The sequence below is a fragment of the Enterococcus sp. DIV1089c genome, from assembly GCF_050530965.1.
Lineage (GTDB): Bacteria > Bacillota > Bacilli > Lactobacillales > Enterococcaceae > Enterococcus_B > Enterococcus_B hirae.
The window spans coordinates 2,335,001-2,356,757 of sequence record NZ_CP172888.1 but is presented as its reverse complement, the minus strand read 5'-3'; the positions used below and the strand labels follow the sequence as shown (position 1 = coordinate 2,356,757).

Genomic DNA, 21,757 nt, shown 5'->3' with positions numbered 1-21,757 from the left:
GTCAAATATATCAGCAATTTTACCTATTATCTTAAGGAGCAGCTTTTCGCTGCTTCTTTTTTTGTATAGATAAACTGCTTCTATCACTGATCATCGATGTTGTCTAACTGATGTCGCCGAATGCAAGCATTACCTTTGTCAGATTAAAAAATACTCGTTACACTTAATATAGAACGACGAAAGAAAGGATGATCTCAATGAAAAAAATGTACGAAACAGCAATGATCAATCGTGGAGGCCGTGATGGCGAGGTTGAGGCACCAAACGGAAGTATGCACATGAAGATCGACCGCCCAGGAATCCATAGTGAAGGGACAAATCCGGAACAACTTTTTGCGGCTGGATACGCATCTTGCTTCAACGGCGCGGTTCAACACATGCTGGAAGAAAATAATCTTGAGTCTGATTCTGAAGTCAAAGCACGGGTATCTTTATTTCAATTAGAAGACGGGGGCTACCAAATCGGGGTTGTTTTAGAAGTTTCTTTGCCAGGACTTGAGAAGGACCAAGCAGAGAAAATCGCAGAAGAAGCCCACGCATTTTGCCCATACTCTAAAGCAACAAGAGGCAATATTGATGTGGAAGTGACTATAGTAGAATAAGGGATTCTTAATGTTACTATAAATGAGATTATGAAAGATCCTATAAAGAAACGCTAGTAAAAGAAACATGTAGTTACGGTAATTAATAGCGGTATATGTACGATTGATCGAATAGAACAAGGAGGCAAAAAAATGACACAGCGGGTAGCAATAATGATTTTAGTGTTGCTGGTCATTGGCCTCCTTGTTTACTATGTCCTAAAGTTTAAGCATTGGAAGCAGCAACGGATACATCAGGATATTGAAAAAAAGTTAAAACGGTATCCTATTGTTCAAGCAGCTTGGGAAAAGGCTGAAGCAAAACAATATAACATTCCTGGATTAACAGAAACAAGAATGGTGGTGCCGGAAACCGGCGAAAATGAGGTTTGTCAATGGATGACGCCGCAAGGGTTGGCTTTTTCTCAAGATTTTGTGTTTATTTCTGCCTACTGCTATGACCATCAGCATCATTCTATTATTCATGTACTGGATAGAGAAACAGGACAGCCGATCAAACTGCTGATTTTACCTAAACGGCCACATGTAGGGGGCTTAGTATATGATACAAAACGGGAACTTTTATGGTTGACAATCACAGGATCTGCTACTGGACGAGTAGCCGCTTTACGTTTGATCGATATCTTAGCAGATACATCTGAAGAGACGGGACAGCCAATCGCTTATTGGCTGACAACTGATCTCTCAGAGATTCCACAAGCATCGTATTTGACTCAAAACAATGATCAACTGGTATCTGGCAACTTCACACTAAAAGGTGAAGGACAGTTGACTTTCTATCTATTGCCGACGATAGCTGAAATGAAAACAGCAATTCGCCGCAAAGACAAAATCCAACCAACCGTGACAATGAGCAGAAAAACATCTGATAAGATTCAAGGTGTGGCTTTTTATGGCCATTATCTCTTAGCCAGTCGTTCTTATGGTCCTTATACCTCGGAACTCTTAGTGTCCGAGCGGGACTCTCCTAGCCGGATCCTAAAACGAATCAAATTTCCACCGTATTTGGAACAAATCGTTGTTGTAGAAGATCGTCTAGCAATATTGTTTGAAAGTGGCGCCGCAGCGTATCGCGAGAAAGCCAATCCTGTGTTAGCCAATGTTTTATTACTAGACTTAGCAACGTTGCTTCATGCAAATAAGCGTCCCAAAAAGATTGCTGCAACTAAAAAATAGTCGGACAACTCAAGATGATCACTGTTGTTCATAAAGAACGACAAGAAAAATCATCTAGCGATGTTCGACTATGGGTTTATTTAGGAAGTATTTCTACTAAGATTCAATATGGCTATACAGATTCGGCGAAAAAACAAGGCAATGTTAAGTTTTTGAGAATCACAGATATACAAGAGGGACGTGTAAATTGGTCCAGTGTGCCTTACTGTGATATTAGTAATTCTAAACTAGTTGATTTAAGATTGGAAGAAAATGACATTTTGATAGCAAGGACAGGAGGAACTATGGGAAAAAGTTTCTTGGTTAAGGAAATAAGTGAGGAATCTGTTTTTGCTTCTTACTTGATTCGAATTAGGTTAGTTGAGAAATTATTATCAGAATACGTAGACTGCTTCTTAGACTCGCCATTATATTGGAAGTTATTAGAAAAAATTTCTTACGGAACTGGGCAACCAAATGTAAATGGTACAAATTTGTCTAAACTACTTATACCATTACCACCTTTAGAAGAACAACAACGCATGACTACTAAAATAGAAATGATAAGAAGATCTATTCGTAGAATCAATTTTGAGTAAATATAACGGACCTAGCATCCATTTTATACCAGATGATGCTAGGTCTATTATTTATATTTTATGGAATTTAATTGATTTGTTCTAGTGTTTTAATATTATTACGACAGTAAAAAAATAGTTTGATTCTTCTAACATGAATGACCATCTAGAAGTGGAAATGTATAAAAGATTTATTTTATGAAGTTTTCCTAATATCATTCACTCATGATACGCAGCGCCTTATCATAAGTGATGCGGTTTTTATCATTGATCCTAAAAATCTTAGCAAGACAAAAAGTACGTAAGAAAGTAAAGACTAAATACTTCGGAGGAACAAATGAATAACAATGATAGGTTATTGCGATTGCGTTATGCGATTGATTTGAAAGATACGGATTTGATTAAAGCTTTTGAGCTAGGCGGTGTACCACTGACTAAAGAAGAAGCTCAGGCGGTACTGACCAAAGTACAGGATAAGAACAAAGATAATGCAGAAAATAATGTGTATGAAAAAACCATCAACAACCAAGTTTTTGACGCATTCCTAAATGGCCTGATTCTCTTGGCGCGTGGTCCGCAAAAAGATAAGCCGATAGTAGACACGCCGCAAAAAAGCAAGGAAATCAAATATATCAACAATGTGTTGCTAAAAAAATTAAAAATCGCCTTGTCTATGACCACTGATGATATTTTAGACGTTTTTGCTGAGGCAGAAATCTATCCATCAAAAGGCGAAATCGGGGCATTTTTGAGAAAAGAAGGCCAACGAAATTTTAAGCCTTGCGGAGATAAATATATGCGTAATTTTCTCAAGGGGTTAGGAATTTATAATCGGAGAAAAGTATAAAGAAATTTCATGAGAAATCAAAACAATGGTTGTTTTGATGAGAGCTAGTTTTTGTATGAGATTAAAATATTATCTTAATCGAGGAGCTGGATTGGTTTTATGAATGATGAATATAAGAATGATGAAGATAAGATGCTTTTTGAAGAGATAGAGAATCGATGTAGGCTCAATTTTGAGCTTCGGGGAAAGATGTCTTTAATACAACAAAAAAAGTATTTAGCGAATAAATCAGAGTTTACTCTGGGACATGTTGAAAAATTAATCTCGGATTGGATTAGTAGTAGAAGCGAATTTACAAAAATAAAACAGCCGATTAAATTTGACATGAAAAAACTTTTGTTAAATAAGAGTGAGATAGGTAATAGAGATCAATATATTAGAGCTAAAGGGCAAGAAATAATTGATTCATTAGGTGAAATGAGGTCATACAATTATTTGTATGTAACACATAGAGCTGATGGAATGGTCATTACTGTGGGGAAATCTTCTTCTAATGATATTTTTTTAGATGGAGATCTTTTTTATCAACTCAATACAAATCACTTGTCTGGCACTGAAAATATAATTTTAAGGACGGAATATGGCAATGAAATATTTGCAAAATATGATGAGATTTTAAAAAATTATTTGGACTGGGCTTGGATAATTCCGGTTGAGTCAGGAGATGCTAAGAAACTGGAGAGATTATTGGGCGATGAACTAATTAATAAAAAAGTACCAATTTTAAATTATTATTCCCATAGACAATAAAAGGCTATTTTTCATGATAATACTAGTTATAACTGTAAAAATGGAAGAAAATCTGGGAAAGAAGTTTTTAAATAAGTGTATTGTTCGATTTTAATAAATAATAAGCAATACCATCCGTCTGTGTTGCGCAACATCGTACTACAATGAATATTTTTTCACAAAAAGAAAATCATCCATCGAATGAATGGAAGGTTTTAGTATACACGAGGTTAATGCCCCCTCTTTTATAATCAGAGGAGTGAGGTTTTTTCTATGAATGTTTCTATTTTCTTATTGCTAGTCTAGTTTCTCTTACGATGAAATTGGGATTCTATTCCAGTTTTTATTGATTTGCTGATAAAATAACTTGAATGGTGGATATAAACATGATAAATAAGAGAAGAATAACAAAACAAGGTTGTGAAATGATTCTCAAATGAATATAATAGAAAGAAAAAGGAGGAAGAATCAATGAAAATAGCAATTGCAGGCGCTGGCGCAATGGGAAGTCGCTTTGGGTTAATGCTTCACCAAAGTGGGAATGAAGTATTATTAATCGATGGCTGGGCAGAACATGTCCAACAAATCAAAGAACATGGATTACAAGCAAATTTTAATGGTAAAGAGGTAGAAGCAAAACTACCAATCGTTCTTCAATCCGAAGTAGAAAAAGAAGATCAAGTTGATCTGATTATTCTATTTACCAAAGCGATGCAGCTGGAAAAAATGCTGCAGGATATCCAATCATTAATCAAAAAAGATACAGAGGTCTTATGTCTATTAAATGGTATCGGGCATGAAGATATTATTGAGAAATTTGTACCAATGGAAAATATCTATATTGGAAATACCATGTGGACGGCAGGTCTTGAAGGTCCTGGTCAGGTCAAATTATTTGGAAGTGGTTCAGTAGAATTACAAAATTTAGGTGATGGAAAAGAAGCAGCTGCAAAAAAATTAGCAGACAAATTGTCTGAATCAGGATTAAATGCTCATTTTTCTGACAATATTCACTATTCTATTTATCGCAAAGCATGTGTGAACGGAACAATGAACGGACTATGCACAATCTTAGACGTTAATATGGCTGAGCTAGGAAAAACATCGACTGCTCATAAAATGGTGGCGACGATTGTCAATGAGTTTGCCAAAGTAGCAGCAGTAGAGAAGATTGAACTAGATGTCCCAGAAGTCATTGCACATTGTGAATCTTGTTTTGACCCGGAAACAATTGGGTTACATTATCCTTCAATGTATCAAGACTTGATTAAGAACCATCGATTAACAGAAATCGATTATATCAATGGCGCAATTTCTAGAAAAGGGAAGAAATATGGTGTTGCGACGCCTTATTGTGATTTCTTGACTGAGCTTGTCCATGCAAAAGAAGATAGTTTGAACGTAAAATAAAGGAGAGATTGAATGGAAACTTCACAAAAAATATCACCGAAAATTTTTCTGAATAAAGTCCTCGCTGGTACAGCAACAGGAATCATTATTGGATTGATTCCTAATGCAGTATTAGGTGCCATTTTAAAATATTTTAGTGCGTATCCCTTTGCGGTAACGATCGCACAGTTAGCAGTTATTTTTCAACTAGCAACACCTTTGATCATTGGTGGTTTGATTGCCTTACAATTTGGATTTGATCCGATGAGAATGATGGTTGTAGCCGGAGCTTCTTTTGTTGGTTCTGGTGTAGTCAAATTCACACCTGATTTGGGTGAAACGGGTGTTTACGTTGGTGCTGGTACAGGCGATATTATTAATACGATGCTGACAGCATCGATTGCTGTCGGGCTGATTTTACTGATTGGAAATAGTTTTGGGTCAGTGTCGATTGTGTTAACACCGATTGTTGTAGGTGTAGGTGCAGGTTTACTTGGTTTTTATTTATTCCCTTTTGTAACAGCAATTACTTCTGCAATTGGATCATTGATTAATAACTTCACTACCTTACAACCGCTGTTAATGTCTATCTTGATTGGTTGTTCCTTTGCCTTTTTGATTATCTCTCCTATTTCAACAGTAGCAATCGGAATGGCAATCCAACTAGATGGTGTTTCTGCTGGTGCGGCTGCGATGGGCGTAGCTGCAACCACTTTTGTTTTAGTAGTGAACTCTTGGAAGGTTAATAAGTCAGGTGTGACAATTGCGATTGCTTTAGGCGCTATGAAGATGATGATGCCTAATCTATTTAGAAAACCTGTGATTCTTATTCCTTGTTTAGTTAGTGCAGTGATTACAGCTATTCCTGTCGCTCTATTTTCTATTTCAGGTACGCCTGCTTCTGCTGGTTTTGGGATCGTTGGCTTAGTTGGTCCTTTAGCTTCTTTAGATGCAGGTCTAAATCCGGCTCTTGTTGTTTTGAGCTGGTTAGTCGTCCCAGTTGCGGCAGCATTGTTCACTCAGTTTTTATGTGAGAAAGTATTGAAACTATATGATCGAGCAGATGTGTTTGAATTCTTAGGATAGTGAGACGGCTGATTTTTTGGCTGAGTCTGCTCCTTTGATAGTGAGACAAATCATCTCAATAAAAAAAGCTTGAATTTTTAATTCCTTTTTTTTAAAGGAGATTAAAAGTTCAGGCTTTTTTAATATAAAAAACGAAATTTTTTGTGGATTCAGTGTAGGTATTTTTTTGCTTCTTAGTAGCATTATTTAGTAATATTGATAGTATTTATTTTTCATTAAGCGGTATAATGTTTTTGAATATAATGGAGGGGCGTAATATGGAGATAATGCAAGCGGGTATCAGAGTTCCAAAAAAACAATTGGTAGAAAAAGTGAAGGAATTACATTTTTCAGAAAAAATTGTTAAACATTTAAATGGGGCAATAGTGACGAGTGGTACCGTCATGGAAATTATAAATAAAGGAGAATACGTATTAGATATTCCACCGGAAATATTAAAGGGACTAAAAAATGGAACGTATCGTTTTGTCTCTGGGAAAGATGGAGTATATGCACAGATTGCTGATAAAAAAAGTGGCGAATTTGTTAAAAATTTGACATTAAAAAATGGAACAAGCGTTTGTTCAGCTTTGGGTCCTGCAGCAATAGTAGTAGGAGTCATGTTAGAACTTAAAAAAATCGAAGACAAATTAGATGATCTTAATTTGAAAATAGACGAAGTAATCAAAAATTTTGAAAATGATCGTTATGCAGGTGTAGTTTCTGCTAAAGAGAAATATGAACAATCAGTGTTAATAAAAGATCCTCAAATAAAAAAACAGTTATTAGTTAATGTGCTAAATGATATTACTACTGTGAAATATCAATTGTTAAAACAGTTAGAAGGAAAGGTAATCAGTTACCGAAAAAACCGTATGAAATTTGGTGATAAAGAAAAGTCAGCAAATGATATTTTGCAAAATATTTTATTTATAAATGAGAGTTTTAATATCCAAGTAAATTGCCTTTCAGATTTAGATGAATATGTTGCTTTGAACTATAGCTTAAATCTCCATAAAAAAGATTTGGAAAGCATTTTGACTAGAGAAATGGCGTTAAAATTAGATGAGTATTTTCAAAAATCAACCAATCCAATAACAGAAGCAATTGATGATATTCATACGTTGATTCATACTATCTCTGATATGATCGAAGCGGATCCTGAGTATATTTTAAGTGGATATGTAACGGACTAATGGGGGGAAAGCAATGTATAAATGTACAAATTGTGGACGAGAAATATCTGAACCTAAAAAACTATGTGCATATTGTAAAAAAGAAAAAAATAGGATAACGAATGTGAGTAAACGAGCGTTAAAAAAGACAGTAGAATTTACGAATGAAAAGACAGAAGTAATCGGCAACAAGTTCTCTTCTTTGAAAATAAAACAATTGAAGTCATCAATAAAAATAAATACAAGCATGAAAGAAACAGGTACTAAAGTCAAAACAGAGGTCACTGATACACTAGCCAAAGTTACTGAACAACTAGTAAAAAAAGGAAATAGCCAAAAGAAAAAAAATAAAAAATAATCTTATCGAAAAATTCATTCTAAATCTATCAAAACACCTTCTTTGAGACTAAGAAATTCAAAGAAGGTGTTTTGTCTTATAGAATAGCCAAATAAGTCAGCTTGTTTATTTGGTCAAAGAAAAAGGGAAGTCTTCAGCGTCGTGTTTTGTAGGATTAGGAACAATCCCCAACTGATAAGCAATCGTGCCACCAGTCAACAAGTCTTCATGTGTAAAGAAGAGTTTGCGATAGCTAGTTTCGTTTCTTGTGATCTCATGGATGAATTGTTGTTGTGGGTGATTAGGGCTTGTTTCGATTGTTAAATGTTCACCATTAGACAACGTAAGCACAGCTTTGTCGATTAAAGGCATCCCGATGACATATTCACCTGTTCCTGGCGTGACAGGATAAAAGCCTAAACTATTAAAGATATACCAACCTGCCATGCTCCCATTGTCTTCATCTCCTGGATAACCAGTCGGGGTATCATCGAATGTTTGTGTCAGCAATTGTTTAATCAATGGTTGAGCCATTTCGGGTTTACCAATATAACTGAATAAATAAGGATAGTGGAAGCTTGGTTGATTGGAGATGGCAACTTGTCCAAACTCGATCGCTGCCATTTCACTCATTTCATGGATCTCAAAACCATAACCGCCAACTTCAAAAGTCGGTGCTTGATTACATAATTCAATCAGTTTTTCTTCAAATTGATCTGGTCCACCGTGAGCATTGATCAAACCAGCAAAATCATGGTAAACAGCAAAACTACTTTGCCAAGCGCTACCTTCTGCATAATCCTGACCCCAACGTGTGGAAGAAAACGGAGTACGGAATCTTCCTTCGGGATCTTTGGAACGCATGAAGCCGGTTTCCGGATCAAAGACATTTTGATAATTGAAAGATTGCTTTTGATAGTGTTGTGCGGTTGCTGCTTCATTCAAACCGGTGGCTACTTGGCTGATACAAAAGTCACTATAAGCGTAATCAAGGGTGTGGTTGATTGATTCGTGGTAAGTATTTGGTACATAACCATATTTTAGATAATCAGTCGTTCCTTGACGTCCGTAATTTTGTTTTTCACTTTGGATCGTAGCACCTTTTTTCATTGCTTCGAGAAATTCAGCCATTAAATCTTTACGGATTCCCTTAACCGAGGCATCAGCGATCACTGCATCAATCAATGTTCCTGGCATGAGTCCACGCTCATCTGGCGAAAGCCATTTTGGTAAAAAGCCAGTTTCACGATAGCTGTTCAAAAAGCCGTCAAGCATCTCTTCATATTTTTCGACAGCAATCAAAGAGTAAAGTGGATACACTGTTTTATAAGTATCCCAAAAACCATTATTGGTATAAAGTACACCTGGTTTTACACTTCGACTAGTGGTATCATAATGGATTTTTTGTCCGGTCGAGTCGATTTCATAGAACGTTTGTGGGAATAAAAATACACGGTAGAGATTGTGGTAAAACGTCCGTAACTGTTGCGGATCATGATGCTCGACTTTGATTCGGTCAAAATAGTTTTGCCATTGTTGTGAACTATTCAGCAAATAGTCATCAGGTGTTTGATGTAACTCTTGTTCTAGATTAAATGAAGCTTGTTCAGAACTGATGAAGGAAGTACCGAAACGAATGACTTGTTTTTTTACGTCGCCAAAATAAATCGGAATCGACCCAGCGTCATCGGCTGCTAACTGTGACAATTCCTTTGATTGGATTGGCTGTTCAAAATGTAAGACAAAATAGAACGTAAAATCAGGATCTTCGGCGCCTGAAAAATGAGTGACTTGTCCTTCAATCGTATAGGGATCTTTTAGAACTAATTGATGTTTACCAGGAAACGACAAAAGTAAACCGCTCTCATTTTTGTGGTAATCAATGGTTAGGATACCACCGTACATGCTAGGGATCAACGTGGAGCGAATACCATCACGTAATTGGTTGATCGTTAAATGAGTTGGACAGAATGTGCTTTCTTCTGGACGATACGAACTTTGTGCATGGAACAGGGTATTCTCAGGTAATAACCCATTGATCGGAGTGAAGACAAAATAGCTGAAGTCACCCATCCATGGACTTGGCTGATGAGTCAAACGGTAGCCTTGGAAGGTATGATCGTCAGGATGGAACCACCAGCTACCTTTTTGATCAGTTGTCTGTGGGGCAAAGTAATTCATCCCAAAAGGAACACCAGTATAAGGCTGGCAGTTCCCATTTGAGAAGTTCGCTTGATTGGCTGTACCGTGACGAGTATCAATATGTTGAATGTTCATGTTAAATCTCCTTTGTTGAGTGTCGTTTAATAAATGAGACTGGTTGGCTCGTATCTTCGGGAATGTCATTTGTTTTGAGCCAAGTGATCAAAGCATTTCCTGCAAGTTCTCCTAGTTGGTGGAAATCTTGAGCAATCGTTGTTAATGGTGGATCAACTAAAGCGGCTGCTTGGATATCATCGAATCCAACGATCGAAAAATCATCTGGGATACGATAGCCTTGTTGTTTTAAATGATTCATCGTTTGAATAGCTACCAGATCGTTTTCGCAGACAAACGCAGTGACCTGATGTTCATTGATGTAGGTCAGTAACGTTTCAATCGTAGTGCCTTTTGCATCTAAAGTTGTATGAAACGGCAAATTGGCTTTGTCCAAAGCTTCCAGATAACCCAAATATCGTTGTCGGACAGATTGTGGATGCGCCTGTTCACCAAAAAGATAGGCAATCTTTTTATGCCCTTTTGAAATCAAATGAGCCGTAGCCAAAGAACCACCTTGGAAATTATCTGAAAGGACAGTTGGAAAAGGAAGTTCATAGATTTTTTTATCTAAAACAACAACTGGGAATTGTTTCAATGATAATTCAAAGAGCAGATCCAGATGTTGATCGGTCGCAAACGCATAATAAATCATTCCGTCAAATTCTTGCATGATTTCCTTCGCCGTTTTGTTTGCCAGAAAATCAACAGTCGTCATCATGACTTCTAACTGATTTTCTTGCATCACTGGATTTAGTCCTTTTGTAAAATCTCCGACAGAAAGGTCAGATAAAAAGGGAAGTAGGAACAGGATGCGACTATTTTTAATAACATCGTTTCTATTAAGATCACTAGTCGTTGCTTTGACAAAACTGCCTTTTCCTCTGACACGATAAATCAGACCTAATTGTTCTAATTCAGTTAATGCACGTTTAGAAGTGATTCGACTCACTTGATACTTGGTGGACAATTCCTTTTCGGTAGGTACCTGGCTGTCAACAGGTAACGATCCATCAGCAATTGCTTGTTGTAAGTCATGAAAGATTTGTTGGTATAGTGGTTGATTCATAAAAGCACCTTCTTATAAGATATATCATATAAAGATCATAGCATAAAACCACTAAAAGTAAATAAGAAAAATCTCATTTTGAAAGCGTAGACAATTGTAAAACGACGAGGTATAATCCTCTTATGATATATCAATAAAGAAAAGAGGAAAATAAATGGCATATAAAGATATACCAAAGTCAGTTCAACAGTTTATGGATGAAATTACTGCAAAATGTGGGGAAGAGCATGCAGATTGGGCAACGAATTTCTCTGCTGCCTTTGCCAATACATTGTTAACGACAGTCAAAAGACATGAAGACGGGACGACTTTTTTATTAACTGGTGATATTCCAGCGATGTGGTTGCGTGACTCCACCGCTCAAGTCCGTCCATATTTAGTCATTGCAAAAGAAGATGAAGACTTAGCTTCGATGATTAGTGGGCTTGTCAAAAAACAATTTGAATATATCAACATCGATCCATACGCAAACGCATTCAATGAAGAAGCAAATGGAGCGGGGCATCAAAGTGACCATACTGAAATGAATGATTGGATCTGGGAGCGTAAATATGAAATCGATTCCTTATGTTATCCTATCCAATTAGCTTACTTATTATATAAGAACACTGGTCGAACGGACCAATTGAATGATTCGTTTGTTGAAGGAATCAAAAAAGCCTTACATGTCTTCAAAACCGAACAAGATCACAATCAATCTCCTTATACTTTCGAAAGAGATACGACGAGGAAAGAAGATACCTTAGTCAACGATGGGCGTGGAAGTGCAGTTGCACCAACTGGAATGACTTGGTCTGGTTTTCGTCCAAGCGATGATGCGTGTCAATATGGCTACCTCGTTCCTTCAAATATGTTTGCTGTAGTAGTGCTGGGTTATATTGAAGAAATCTTTACGAACATTCTCACGGAAGAAACAAGTAGTAAAGCAATCCTTGAAGAAGCCAAACGTTTAAAAGAAGATATCCAAAAAGGAATCGAAGACTATGCGTTGACTAAAAACCAACAAGGAGAAACCATCTATGCTTATGAAGTTGATGGATTAGGAAACGCTTCTATTATGGATGACAGTAATGTACCTAATTTGATTGCTGCTCCGTATTTAGGTTACTGTTCTACCACAGATGAACAATATTTGGCAACGAGAAAAACGTTACTAAGTAAAGAGAACCCTTACTTCTATGAAGGGAAATATGCAAAAGGGATCGGATCATCTCACACTCCAGAAAATTACATCTGGCCGATTGCATTAGCGATGGAAGGGATGACCACTGAAGATAAAGAAGAGAAAAAGCGGATTTTAGACTTATTAGTTGCGACAGATGCTGGTACACATTTGATGCACGAGGGGTTTGATGTCGATGATCCAAACAACTACACCAGAGAATGGTTCTCTTGGGCGAACATGATGTTTTGTGAATTAGTGATGGATTACTTTGATATTCGAGTAGCGAAATAGGAGGAATAAAATGAAAAAGAAAGTATATATCATTTCACACAGTCATTGGGATCGTGAATGGTACATGGCTTATGAACAGCATCATATGCGTTTAGTCGAATTGATGGATGATCTTTTGGAATTATTTGAAACCGATCCAGATTTCAATAGTTTCCATTTAGATGGACAAACGATTATTTTAGATGATTATTTACAAGTACGTCCAGAAAAGAAAGAAGCGGTGCAACGAGCAATTGATGCGGGGAAATTAAGGATCGGTCCTTTTTATATTTTACAAGATGATTTCTTGATTAGTTCAGAAGCGAATGTCCGTAATATGTTGATTGGAATGGAAGAAAGTAAGAAGTGGGGAACGCCTGTGATGCTCGGTTATTTCCCGGATACTTTTGGAAATATGGGGCAAACACCACAAATGATGAAACAAGCAGGACTTTCAGCTGCTGCTTTTGGACGAGGCGTAAAACCAATTGGCTTTGATAATCAAGTCTTGGAAGCAGAAAATTATTCTTCTCAATATTCTGAAATGTGGTGGAAAGGACCAGATAGCACAGAAATCTTTGGGTTACTGTTTGCCAATTGGTACAGTAATGGAAATGAAATCCCGACTGAAAAAGAGAAAGCAAGAGCCTTTTGGGACCAAAAGCTGGCAGATGCAGAGCAATACGCATCAACCGATCATCTGTTGATGATGAATGGAGTGGATCATCAACCGGTTCAAAAGGATGTAACAGCAGCAATCAAATTAGCGAATGAATTATATCCAGAGTATGAATTTATCCATTCCAATTTTGTCGATTATCTTGCAGCGGTGCAAAAGGACTTGCCAGAAGAACTTGGTTCCGTTGAGGGAGAGTTGACCAGTCAGGAAACAGATGGCTGGTATACGTTAGCGAATACTGCTTCAGCACGTGTCTATTTAAAACAATGGAATACTAAAGTTCAAAGACAAATTGAAAATATCGCTGAGCCATTAGCAACGATGGCTTATGAAGTTACTGGTAAATACCCCCATGATCAATTAGATTATGCGTGGAAAACGTTGATGCAAAATCATCCACATGACAGTATTTGCGGGTGTTCGGTTGATTCTGTCCATCGAGAAATGATGACACGTTTTGAAAAAGCAGATGAAGTAGGGAAGTATTTAGCAGAAGAAGCGATCAGGCAACTTGCCCAAGCGATCGACACTAGCAGCTTACCAGCAAAAAGCTATCCTTTCTTAGTTATGAACACCGCTGGATCAGCAAAGACTGGTGAAGCAGAAATAACGATTGAGTTAGAAAGAAAATGTTTTGCAGAAGGAATACCTGAGAAATTATATGAAGAATTAGAAAAGCAACCACCAAAAAGCTATCATGTAGAAACATCCAATGGTGAAGAAGTCCCTGCATTACTATCAGAAACATTTGTGACGTTTGATTATGATCTGCCCAAAGATCGGTTTAGGATTCCTTACATGGCGAGAAAAATCACGGTCACTTTACCAGTGAGCGAAATGCCAGCTTTTTCTTGGAACACGTATGTATTAATAGAAGGAAAAGCTAAAGAAGAAAAAGAGACGATGATCCAAAACGATGGACGAGTATTAGAAAATCAACAAGTTCGGCTAGAGATCAAACCGAATGGCACCTTGACGTTGACAGACAAAACGAAGGGCAAACAACTAGATGAATTACTGACATTCGAAGATGTTGGGGATATTGGAAATGAATATATTTTCAAACAGCCAGAAAATGACCAGCCTATTTTATCAAAGGAAAATGATCAAAGTACCGTAGAAATCGTAACTGATACGAGTGAATTAGCACAAGTAAAAGTTACCCAGGAATTATTGATCCCAGTAGCTGCTGATGAACGTTTAGCAAAAGAACAACAGATGGTCATTGAGTTTCGTCACCGTAAAGCAGGTCGTTCAAAAGAAAAGCGTATGTTAGAAGTAACAACTGTTATCACTTTAAGAAAAGACAGCAAAAAAATCGACTTTGAAACAAAAGTGAATAATCAAATGGATGATCATCGCTTACGTGTGTTGTTCCCAACAAAGTTACATGTGAAACAACATCAAGCTGATAGTATTTTTGAAGTGGTTACCCGTCCCAATGATGTATCAAGTAGTTGGGAAAATCCAACAAATCCACAGCATCAACAGGCGTTCGTTCATTTAGAAGGAAACGATTATGGAGTAACAGTTGGCAATTATGGATTAAATGAATATGAAGTAATCGATGACAGTGTGATTGCGGTGACTTTACTACGTTGTGTAGGGGAATTAGGAGATTGGGGATATTTTCCAACACCAGAAGCCCAATGTCATGGGGTACATTGCTTTAACTACAGTATCGAAGTGCATCAGCCAGAAGAAAAATTTGCTAGTTACCATCATGCTTATAGCGCACAGATTCCTTTTTCTACCACGCAAATGGCGATTCAAACAGGAACCTTGCCAGCTGAAAACAGCTATTTAACTTGCGAAGGGGAAACGTTTGCAATTACTGCTTTGAAACGAAGTAAATTTAGTGATAAAGTAGTGGTGCGTGGGTTTAATCTGTCCGGTCTTGATTCACCATTACAAATCACTAAAAATGGGAAACAAGGGGAATTATTGAATCTGCTAGAAGAAACAGTTGAGCAAACGATTGCTCCGACCGTTAGACCTTATGAAATTCGGACAATCGGATTCGAGGAGGAATAAGCAATGTATGGTGGAATAGAAGCAGGGGGAACAAAATTCATCTGTGCCGTTTCAAATGAAGGCGTTATCGTAGAAAGAGTAAGTATTCCTACAACTACACCTGAAGAAACACTAAAGCAAGTATTTGATTTTTTTGATCAATATGAACTAGAGGCGTTAGGGATCGGTTCGTTTGGTCCGATCGGTATTGATAAAAATGCCGATAATTATGGGTATGTTTTGGCAACACCTAAACCTGGATGGGGAAACTACAATTTTTTAGGCAGCATCCAAGAACGTTACGGGATTCCGATGGCTTGGACGACAGATGTGAATGCAGCAGCTTACGGCGAATTGCTAAAAGGAGCCGCACAAGGGAAAAAGAGTTGTATTTATTTGACTGTCGGTACAGGGATCGGTGCCGGTGTGGTCCTTGAAGGAGATATCTTTTCTGGACTTGCCCACCCAGAAATGGGGCATATCTGGGTAAAACGTCATCCAGAGGATACCTATGAAGGAACATGTCCTTACCACAAAGATTGTTTGGAGGGATTAGCGGCTGGACCTTCAATTGAGGCACGAACTGGAATCAAAGGCCAAGAACTTCCTCAAGATCATCCAATATGGGACATCCAAGCCTATTATATTGCTCAAGCATTGATCAATTATACGTTGATGTTAGCTCCTGAAAAAATCATTTTAGGTGGCGGAGTGATGAATCAAGATCACTTGTTGCATAAAATTCGACAACAATTCGTTGAGTTAATGGGTGGGTACATGGAAACGCCACAAGTAGATGAATACATTGTACGCTGGGGTCTGCCGAATGAGAGTGGAATTATTGGCAGCTTGCTTTTAGCAGAAAAAGAACATGGTAAACAATAAGGTGTATATATTCTATATATAGTAATAAAAAACGGCTAGAGGTGTGTCTCTAGCCGTTTTTTGATTGTGATCAGTAATGGATCGCTCCTTACAATAGTGTCTTTACCATAAACCAGGGAGGGCTTTTGCGACAATGGTTTCTTGCGTGAAAGGATGAGACATGTGTAATTCTAACGCATGGAGCATGAGACGGTTCGCAGGCCGTGTTTGGTAAAGTGGATCGCCGACAATGGGATGACCAATGTGAGAGAGATGGACCCTGATTTGATGGGTACGTCCGGTTTCCAAAACACAGTAAACCTGAGTCTGACCATTCACTACTTGATCAACGGAAACATGTGTGAGAGCCGTTTGACCTTTATGAGGATCTACCACCCGTTTTCTGCGATCGTGCCGATCACGACCGATTTTGTCTTTCAAAATCAAATCCTCTTTGATTGTTCCCCAGACAAGTGCTTGGTATCGTCGATAAATCTTCTTTTGTTCCAACATTCTGCCTAGGATAGGTAAAACAAAGGGATTTTTAGCAAATAAAATTGCACCACTTGTTTCTTTGTCCAATCGATGCACGACATAAGGGCGTTGCTCTTTTTTCTTTAAATACGCAGCTAAGTGACTCAATAAAGTATCATTTTCGGTTGGTTCATTCGGATGAGTTTTCATGCCGGCGGGTTTATTGACAATGAGTAAATGATCGTCTTCATATAATGGTTGGACGAAGGAAGCTTTACCCAATTGGACTTCTTGGTATTGATAATCAGTTTCTTCAAAACGTAACGTAATATGATCACCAGCGTGGACTTCAAAATGAAATAAGGCAGGTTCTTGATTGATCCACACATTTTTTCTTATACGTAAAAAGTGGCGGACTTTTCTTGGAACGAGCCATTCTTGTTCTAATAATTCTCGAATGGTGGTTGTTGGCTGAGTGTCAGGTAACGTGATCGTGATTTCCATAAAAATACTCCTTTTAGCAAAAATGCAGCTCTATTGTACCATTTTTAAAACTTATTTAAGAAAAAAGTGACTAATTTCTGATACTTCTTATGCTAAACTATCGTCAAAACTTAAAAAAACAGTTTGCCTACATCTCAAGCAGGAAGAATGAAGAACGTACCTGTGGTAGAATAAGGCGATTCAATCAAATAGACAGGAGAAGAATAAATGGATTTTCAAAGCATTTTAAGTAAAATAAAAGCTGCTTTGATCAGTTTTTGGCATTGGATTAAACCTTATTTAGGGCGATTCCATCGATGGCGAAAACGTATATGGAAAAAGTATCATATCAATAAACTGATCCTATTGATTGGCTTGATCTGTGTATTGATCGTCAGTATCTATCTTTTTATTTTAGCAAAACAGGCAAATGTCTCCACATTAAAATCGGGGCTAAGTCAGTCTACCGTTATCTATGATAAAAAGAATGAAGAAGCAGGCACCCTTTATGCTCAAAAAGGGACTTATGTGGAATTGAATGCAATCTCTCCAGATATCCAAAATGCGGTTATCTCAACCGAAGATCGTAATTTTTATCAGCATCATGGATTTGATATCAAAGGGATCGCTCGGGCAGCAGTTCGGATGGTCCTTTCAGGTGGCACTTCTGGTGGAGGTGGGAGTACAATTACCCAACAATTAGCTAAAAATGCTTATTTGACACTTGATCAAACTTTTGACCGTAAAGCAAAAGAATTATTTTTAGCCATTGAAATTGAAAAGAAATACAGCAAAGAAGAGATTTTGACCATGTATCTCAACAATGCTTATTTTGGAAATGGGGTATGGGGCGTACAAGATGCTTCAAGGAAATACTTTGGGGTAGATGCTAATCAGGTTAATTTAGCAGAAGCGGCAACGTTAGCTGGGATGCTTAAAGGTCCGGGTATCTATAATCCGATCGATCATCCAGAAAATGCAAACAATCGAAAAAACACCGTATTGAGTGTCATGGAAGAAAACGGCAAGATCACGAAACAACAATACCAAACGGAAAGCAAAGTGGATATCAAACAATACGTGAAAGATACGTATGATAATTCGGAATCAGGCTATCGCTATCCTTATTACTTTGATGCCGTGATTGATGAAGCAGTCAATGATTATGGTTTAGATGAAGAAGATGTGATGAACAAAGGATACAAAATCTATACATCACTTGATCAAAATTATCAAAAACAATTAGAAACAACGTATCAAAACAATGCACTATTTCCGGCAAATGCTGCGGATGGGGCAATGGTTCAATCCGCATCAGTCGCATTAGATCCTAAAACTGGTGGTGTTGAGGCGCTGGTAGGGCGACGTGGGGAACATGTTTTCCGGGGATTTAGTTTTGCAACACAAATGAAACGTTCTCCTGGCTCAACGATCAAACCTTTGAGTGTGTATGCACCAGCGTTAGAAGCGGGATACACCCCAGCAAGTATTTTGAAAGATGAACCATTATCTTATTATAAAGCTCATAATTACGACGGAACGTACCGTGGTGAAGTACCGATGTATCAGGCGGTTGCTGAAAGTTTGAATCTTCCTGCTGTATGGTTGCTTCATGAAATCGGTCTTCAAAAAGGTTATGATAAAGCAGAAGAATTTGGATTGCCTCTATCGAAATCAGATAAGTATTATGGTTTAGCATTAGGTGGTTTAGCTAAGGGAGTTTCGCCGTTAACGATGGCTGGAGCTTACAGTGCATTTGCTAACGCTGGTAAAATGTACAAACCACACCTGATTACTAAAATCGTGGATTCAACGGGTGCAGTAATTGTTGATAAGACCAATGAAAAACCTAAACAAGTCATTTCAGAAGAAACGGCTAATCAAATGACTTCAATGCTGCTTGGGACTTTTTCTAATGGGACAGCCGTTGCAGCTAAACCGGCTGGTTACACAGTCGCAGGGAAAACAGGAACGACTGAAACCAATTTTGATCCTACCAAAGCTAACGACCAATGGATTGTTGGCTATACGCCTAATGTCGTGATTTCAACTTGGATGGGATATGAAGAATCTAGTGAATTGCATTATTTAGCAGGAACAAGTGGGAATGTGGTTGGTAAAGTCTTCAAATCGGCCGCAGAAGGCATTCTTCCTTATACTGAGCAAGAGCCTTTCCCTGTAGCAGATGCATATGCGACTGGCGGAAAAGTAGTCCCTGCTGATCAAGTCAATAATAATACGCAAACCAATGAGAACTCAGAACAATGGAAAGAAAATCTGAATAAATACGGGGAACAAGCTAAAGATGGGCTGAAAAATATCGGTGATATGGTAAAAGAAGGCGTAAGAGGTTTAGGTGAAGCTGCGAAAGATCTCTGGCGGAAATATCAAGAACAGTAATCCTATGAAAAACGATAAACAAATGGTACAATAAAACTAAACGATCTATAGAAAAGAGGCTAACTATGTCAAATATTTATGATAGCGCAAATCAAATCGAACGCGAGATTCGCGAATTGCAAGAATTCAAAGCTTTAGAAGAAGCCTATGCAAAAGTTAAAGCAAATGAAGAAGCACATCGTCTATTCAAAGATTTCCAAGCGATGCAAATCGAATTGCAGGAAAAACAAATGAGCGGGCAAGAATTTAGCGATGAAGATGCAATGAAAGCGCAAGAAATGGCAATGAAAATTCAATCAGAAGAAGTGATCAATGATTTGATGCAAAAAGAACAACAATTCAGCACGATCATCAATGACTTGAATCGCATCATCATGACACCAGTTAGAGATTTATACAGCGAGTAATTAACGTTGTAGAAAATAATTTAGCCAGAACAAGCAAAAGCAACGTAAAACAAAATTGTTTTGCGTTGCTTTTTTAGTATGAAGAAATCAGACGGGGATAACTCATAGAAAATTAGCTTATTTTTCATTGTTTAATAAATAATTATTGTTAACCTAGCTATAATAGCTGATTTTGTCTATTATAGAAGCGTAGAAATGTCTATTCAAGTAGTGAATTTCTCTCATATAAAGCAAGGAGGTGGAGCGATGAAACACAAAAAATTTTCTTGGAAAGATTTTTGGGAAATCAGTGGCTCGTATCTTTTCACGATTATTTTGCTACCCGCATTTTATTCTTTAACTACAAATCAGCCATTAACAAATGTTTTTAGCGACCAATATCTGATTGATATTCTTCTCTTGTTTCTTTTTGTGATCTTGCCATTAGCTATTTATAAAGGTGTGCGGTATCGAAAGTAAGATATGAGAGATATTTGATGATTGAGCATGAAAATAGCTAGCCATTGCAGTAATCGTCTGAAGTACCAATGAGTCTAAATAAGAAGATAGGCAACTAAAGTAGGTTAGACCAATAGAGAGAAATAAAGTAAGGTGCTACTAAAATTAATTTTTAGCTTGACCATTCTTTTTTTTAATGGTAAAGTAATTGACGTTGCTGAAAAAGAGAAAAAGATAGTGAAATTTATTTAGAAAAATTCATTGACATTTACTTTTTAAGGTGATAAGATAACTGAGTCGTAAAAAATCAATAGCTTACGAAGCTTGATTCTATCGAAAAAAACTTCAAAAAAGTTGTTGACAAATAACAAACGATGAGTTATGATAAATGAGTTGCTGAAACACTTCTGAAAAACGAAGTCGAAAAAACTTTTTAAAAAAGAGTTGACAAACAAACGTCGCTCTGATATGATATAAAAGTTGCTACGGCAATCTCAACTGATTAGCTTTTAATCAAGTAGACCTTTGAAAACTGAACAAAGCAAAGACAAACCAAATGTGTAGGGCGTCTTGATTGATTCAAGACAACAAACATTTTTAACAAGCAAGCAATATGCTAGCAAACAATTGAGCTTAACAATCGTAAGATTGTTCGAACTTTTTATGAGAGTTTGATCCTGGCTCAGGACGAACGCTGGCGGCGTGCCTAATACATGCAAGTCGAACGCTTCTTTTTCCACCGGAGCTTGCTCCACCGGAAAAAGAGGAGTGGCGAACGGGTGAGTAACACGTGGGTAACCTGCCCATCAGAAGGGGATAACACTTGGAAACAGGTGCTAATACCGTATAACAATCGAAACCGCATGGTTTTGATTTGAAAGGCGCTTTCGGGTGTCGCTGATGGATGGACCCGCGGTGCATTAGCTAGTTGGTGAGGTAACGGCTCGCCAAGGCGACGATGCATAGCCGACCTGAGAGGGTGATCGGCCACATTGGGACTGAGACACGGCCCAAACTCCTACGGGAGGCAGCAGTAGGGAATCTTCGGCAATGGACGAAAGTCTGACCGAGCAACGCCGCGTGAGTGAAGAAGGTTTTCGGATCGTAAAACTCTGTTGTTAGAGAAGAACAAGGATGAGAGTAACTGTTCATCCCTTGACGGTATCTAACCAGAAAGCCACGGCTAACTACGTGCCAGCAGCCGCGGTAATACGTAGGTGGCAAGCGTTGTCCGGATTTATTGGGCGTAAAGCGAGCGCAGGCGGTTTCTTAAGTCTGATGTGAAAGCCCCCGGCTCAACCGGGGAGGGTCATTGGAAACTGGGAGACTTGAGTGCAGAAGAGGAGAGTGGAATTCCATGTG

At 37.9% G+C, this 21,757-nt stretch carries 18 protein-coding genes and 1 rRNA gene (1 of these 19 only partly in view); 16 read left to right on the top strand and 3 right to left on the bottom strand.

Annotated elements, in window-relative coordinates; genetic code table 11:
- The first annotated feature begins 197 nt into the window (after positions 1-197).
- From IGL30_RS11110 to IGL30_RS11070, 9 genes are all read left to right on the top strand, one after another.
- Complete coding sequence (locus tag IGL30_RS11110) at positions 198-602, top strand: organic hydroperoxide resistance protein (protein ID WP_002292291.1); 405 nt, start codon at positions 198-200, stop codon at positions 600-602.
- 132 nt (positions 603-734) lie between these two features.
- On the top strand, positions 735-1,778 hold the full coding sequence (locus tag IGL30_RS11105) for a hypothetical protein (RefSeq protein WP_086284368.1): 1,044 nt from the start codon (positions 735-737) through the stop codon (positions 1,776-1,778).
- A 14-nt stretch (positions 1,779-1,792) separates the two neighbouring features.
- Complete coding sequence (locus tag IGL30_RS11100; protein ID WP_002294754.1) at positions 1,793-2,356, top strand: restriction endonuclease subunit S; 564 nt, start codon at positions 1,793-1,795, stop codon at positions 2,354-2,356.
- 316 nt (positions 2,357-2,672) lie between these two features.
- Positions 2,673-3,182 (top strand): DUF1456 family protein, encoded by a 510-nt coding sequence (locus IGL30_RS11095; protein ID WP_002296569.1) that lies wholly within the window; start codon positions 2,673-2,675, stop codon positions 3,180-3,182.
- A 99-nt stretch (positions 3,183-3,281) separates the two neighbouring features.
- Positions 3,282-3,932 carry a hypothetical protein gene (locus IGL30_RS11090; RefSeq protein ID WP_002296570.1) on the top strand — a complete coding sequence of 217 codons (651 nt, stop codon included), beginning with the start codon at positions 3,282-3,284 and terminating at the stop codon, positions 3,930-3,932.
- A gap of 450 nt (positions 3,933-4,382) precedes the next feature.
- Positions 4,383-5,321: a 2-dehydropantoate 2-reductase gene (locus IGL30_RS11085; protein WP_002291914.1), complete on the top strand. Its 939-nt coding sequence runs from the start codon at positions 4,383-4,385 to the stop codon at positions 5,319-5,321.
- A 12-nt stretch (positions 5,322-5,333) separates the two neighbouring features.
- A complete protein-coding gene (locus IGL30_RS11080) occupies positions 5,334-6,386 on the top strand; it encodes a PTS sugar transporter subunit IIC (protein ID WP_123874978.1) in 1,053 nt (350 codons plus the stop codon).
- Between the two features lie 257 nt (positions 6,387-6,643).
- Positions 6,644-7,561, top strand: a complete 918-nt coding sequence (locus IGL30_RS11075) for a hypothetical protein (protein ID WP_123874979.1) — start codon at positions 6,644-6,646, stop codon at positions 7,559-7,561.
- Between the two features lie 13 nt (positions 7,562-7,574).
- Entirely contained in the window at positions 7,575-7,898 is a 324-nt protein-coding gene (locus IGL30_RS11070) for a hypothetical protein (protein WP_010737055.1), read from the top strand.
- A gap of 105 nt (positions 7,899-8,003) precedes the next feature.
- Here IGL30_RS11070 and IGL30_RS11065 read toward each other — a convergent pair whose 3' ends face one another.
- Positions 8,004-10,154 carry a GH92 family glycosyl hydrolase gene (locus tag IGL30_RS11065; RefSeq protein WP_123874980.1) on the bottom strand — a complete coding sequence of 717 codons (2,151 nt, stop codon included), beginning with the start codon at positions 10,152-10,154 and terminating at the stop codon, positions 8,004-8,006.
- Position 10,155: 1 nt separating this feature from the next.
- On the bottom strand, positions 10,156-11,202 hold the full coding sequence (locus tag IGL30_RS11060; RefSeq protein WP_123874981.1) for a GntR family transcriptional regulator: 1,047 nt from the start codon (positions 11,200-11,202) through the stop codon (positions 10,156-10,158).
- Between the two features lie 154 nt (positions 11,203-11,356).
- Between IGL30_RS11060 and IGL30_RS11055 the strand changes: the two genes are divergently transcribed.
- From IGL30_RS11055 to IGL30_RS11045, 3 genes are read left to right on the top strand one after another with little or no spacing between them, the layout of a single operon-like run.
- Positions 11,357-12,658, top strand: coding sequence for a glycoside hydrolase family 125 protein (locus IGL30_RS11055; protein WP_034700410.1), 1,302 nt, complete (start codon positions 11,357-11,359; stop codon positions 12,656-12,658).
- A gap of 10 nt (positions 12,659-12,668) precedes the next feature.
- A complete protein-coding gene (locus IGL30_RS11050; RefSeq protein ID WP_123874982.1) occupies positions 12,669-15,350 on the top strand; it encodes an alpha-mannosidase in 2,682 nt (893 codons plus the stop codon).
- A gap of 3 nt (positions 15,351-15,353) precedes the next feature.
- Positions 15,354-16,214: an ROK family protein gene (locus tag IGL30_RS11045; RefSeq protein WP_088775669.1), complete on the top strand. Its 861-nt coding sequence runs from the start codon at positions 15,354-15,356 to the stop codon at positions 16,212-16,214.
- A gap of 102 nt (positions 16,215-16,316) precedes the next feature.
- On the opposite strand, the gene IGL30_RS11040 is transcribed toward IGL30_RS11045, so the two are convergent.
- Positions 16,317-17,171 carry an RluA family pseudouridine synthase gene (locus tag IGL30_RS11040; protein WP_123874983.1) on the bottom strand — a complete coding sequence of 285 codons (855 nt, stop codon included), beginning with the start codon at positions 17,169-17,171 and terminating at the stop codon, positions 16,317-16,319.
- A gap of 207 nt (positions 17,172-17,378) precedes the next feature.
- Here IGL30_RS11040 and IGL30_RS11035 point away from each other — a divergent pair, with 207 nt between their 5' ends.
- The 4 genes from IGL30_RS11035 to IGL30_RS11020 form a co-directional block, all read left to right on the top strand.
- Complete coding sequence (locus IGL30_RS11035) at positions 17,379-19,550, top strand: PBP1A family penicillin-binding protein (RefSeq protein ID WP_123874984.1); 2,172 nt, start codon at positions 17,379-17,381, stop codon at positions 19,548-19,550.
- Between the two features lie 65 nt (positions 19,551-19,615).
- Positions 19,616-19,957 carry a YlbF family regulator gene (locus IGL30_RS11030; RefSeq protein ID WP_010720913.1) on the top strand — a complete coding sequence of 114 codons (342 nt, stop codon included), beginning with the start codon at positions 19,616-19,618 and terminating at the stop codon, positions 19,955-19,957.
- A gap of 246 nt (positions 19,958-20,203) precedes the next feature.
- Positions 20,204-20,416 (top strand): hypothetical protein, encoded by a 213-nt coding sequence (locus IGL30_RS11025; RefSeq protein ID WP_010720912.1) that lies wholly within the window; start codon positions 20,204-20,206, stop codon positions 20,414-20,416.
- A 638-nt stretch (positions 20,417-21,054) separates the two neighbouring features.
- Positions 21,055-21,757: ribosomal RNA gene (locus IGL30_RS11020) — 16S ribosomal RNA — on the top strand; it runs 857 nt beyond the window's last position.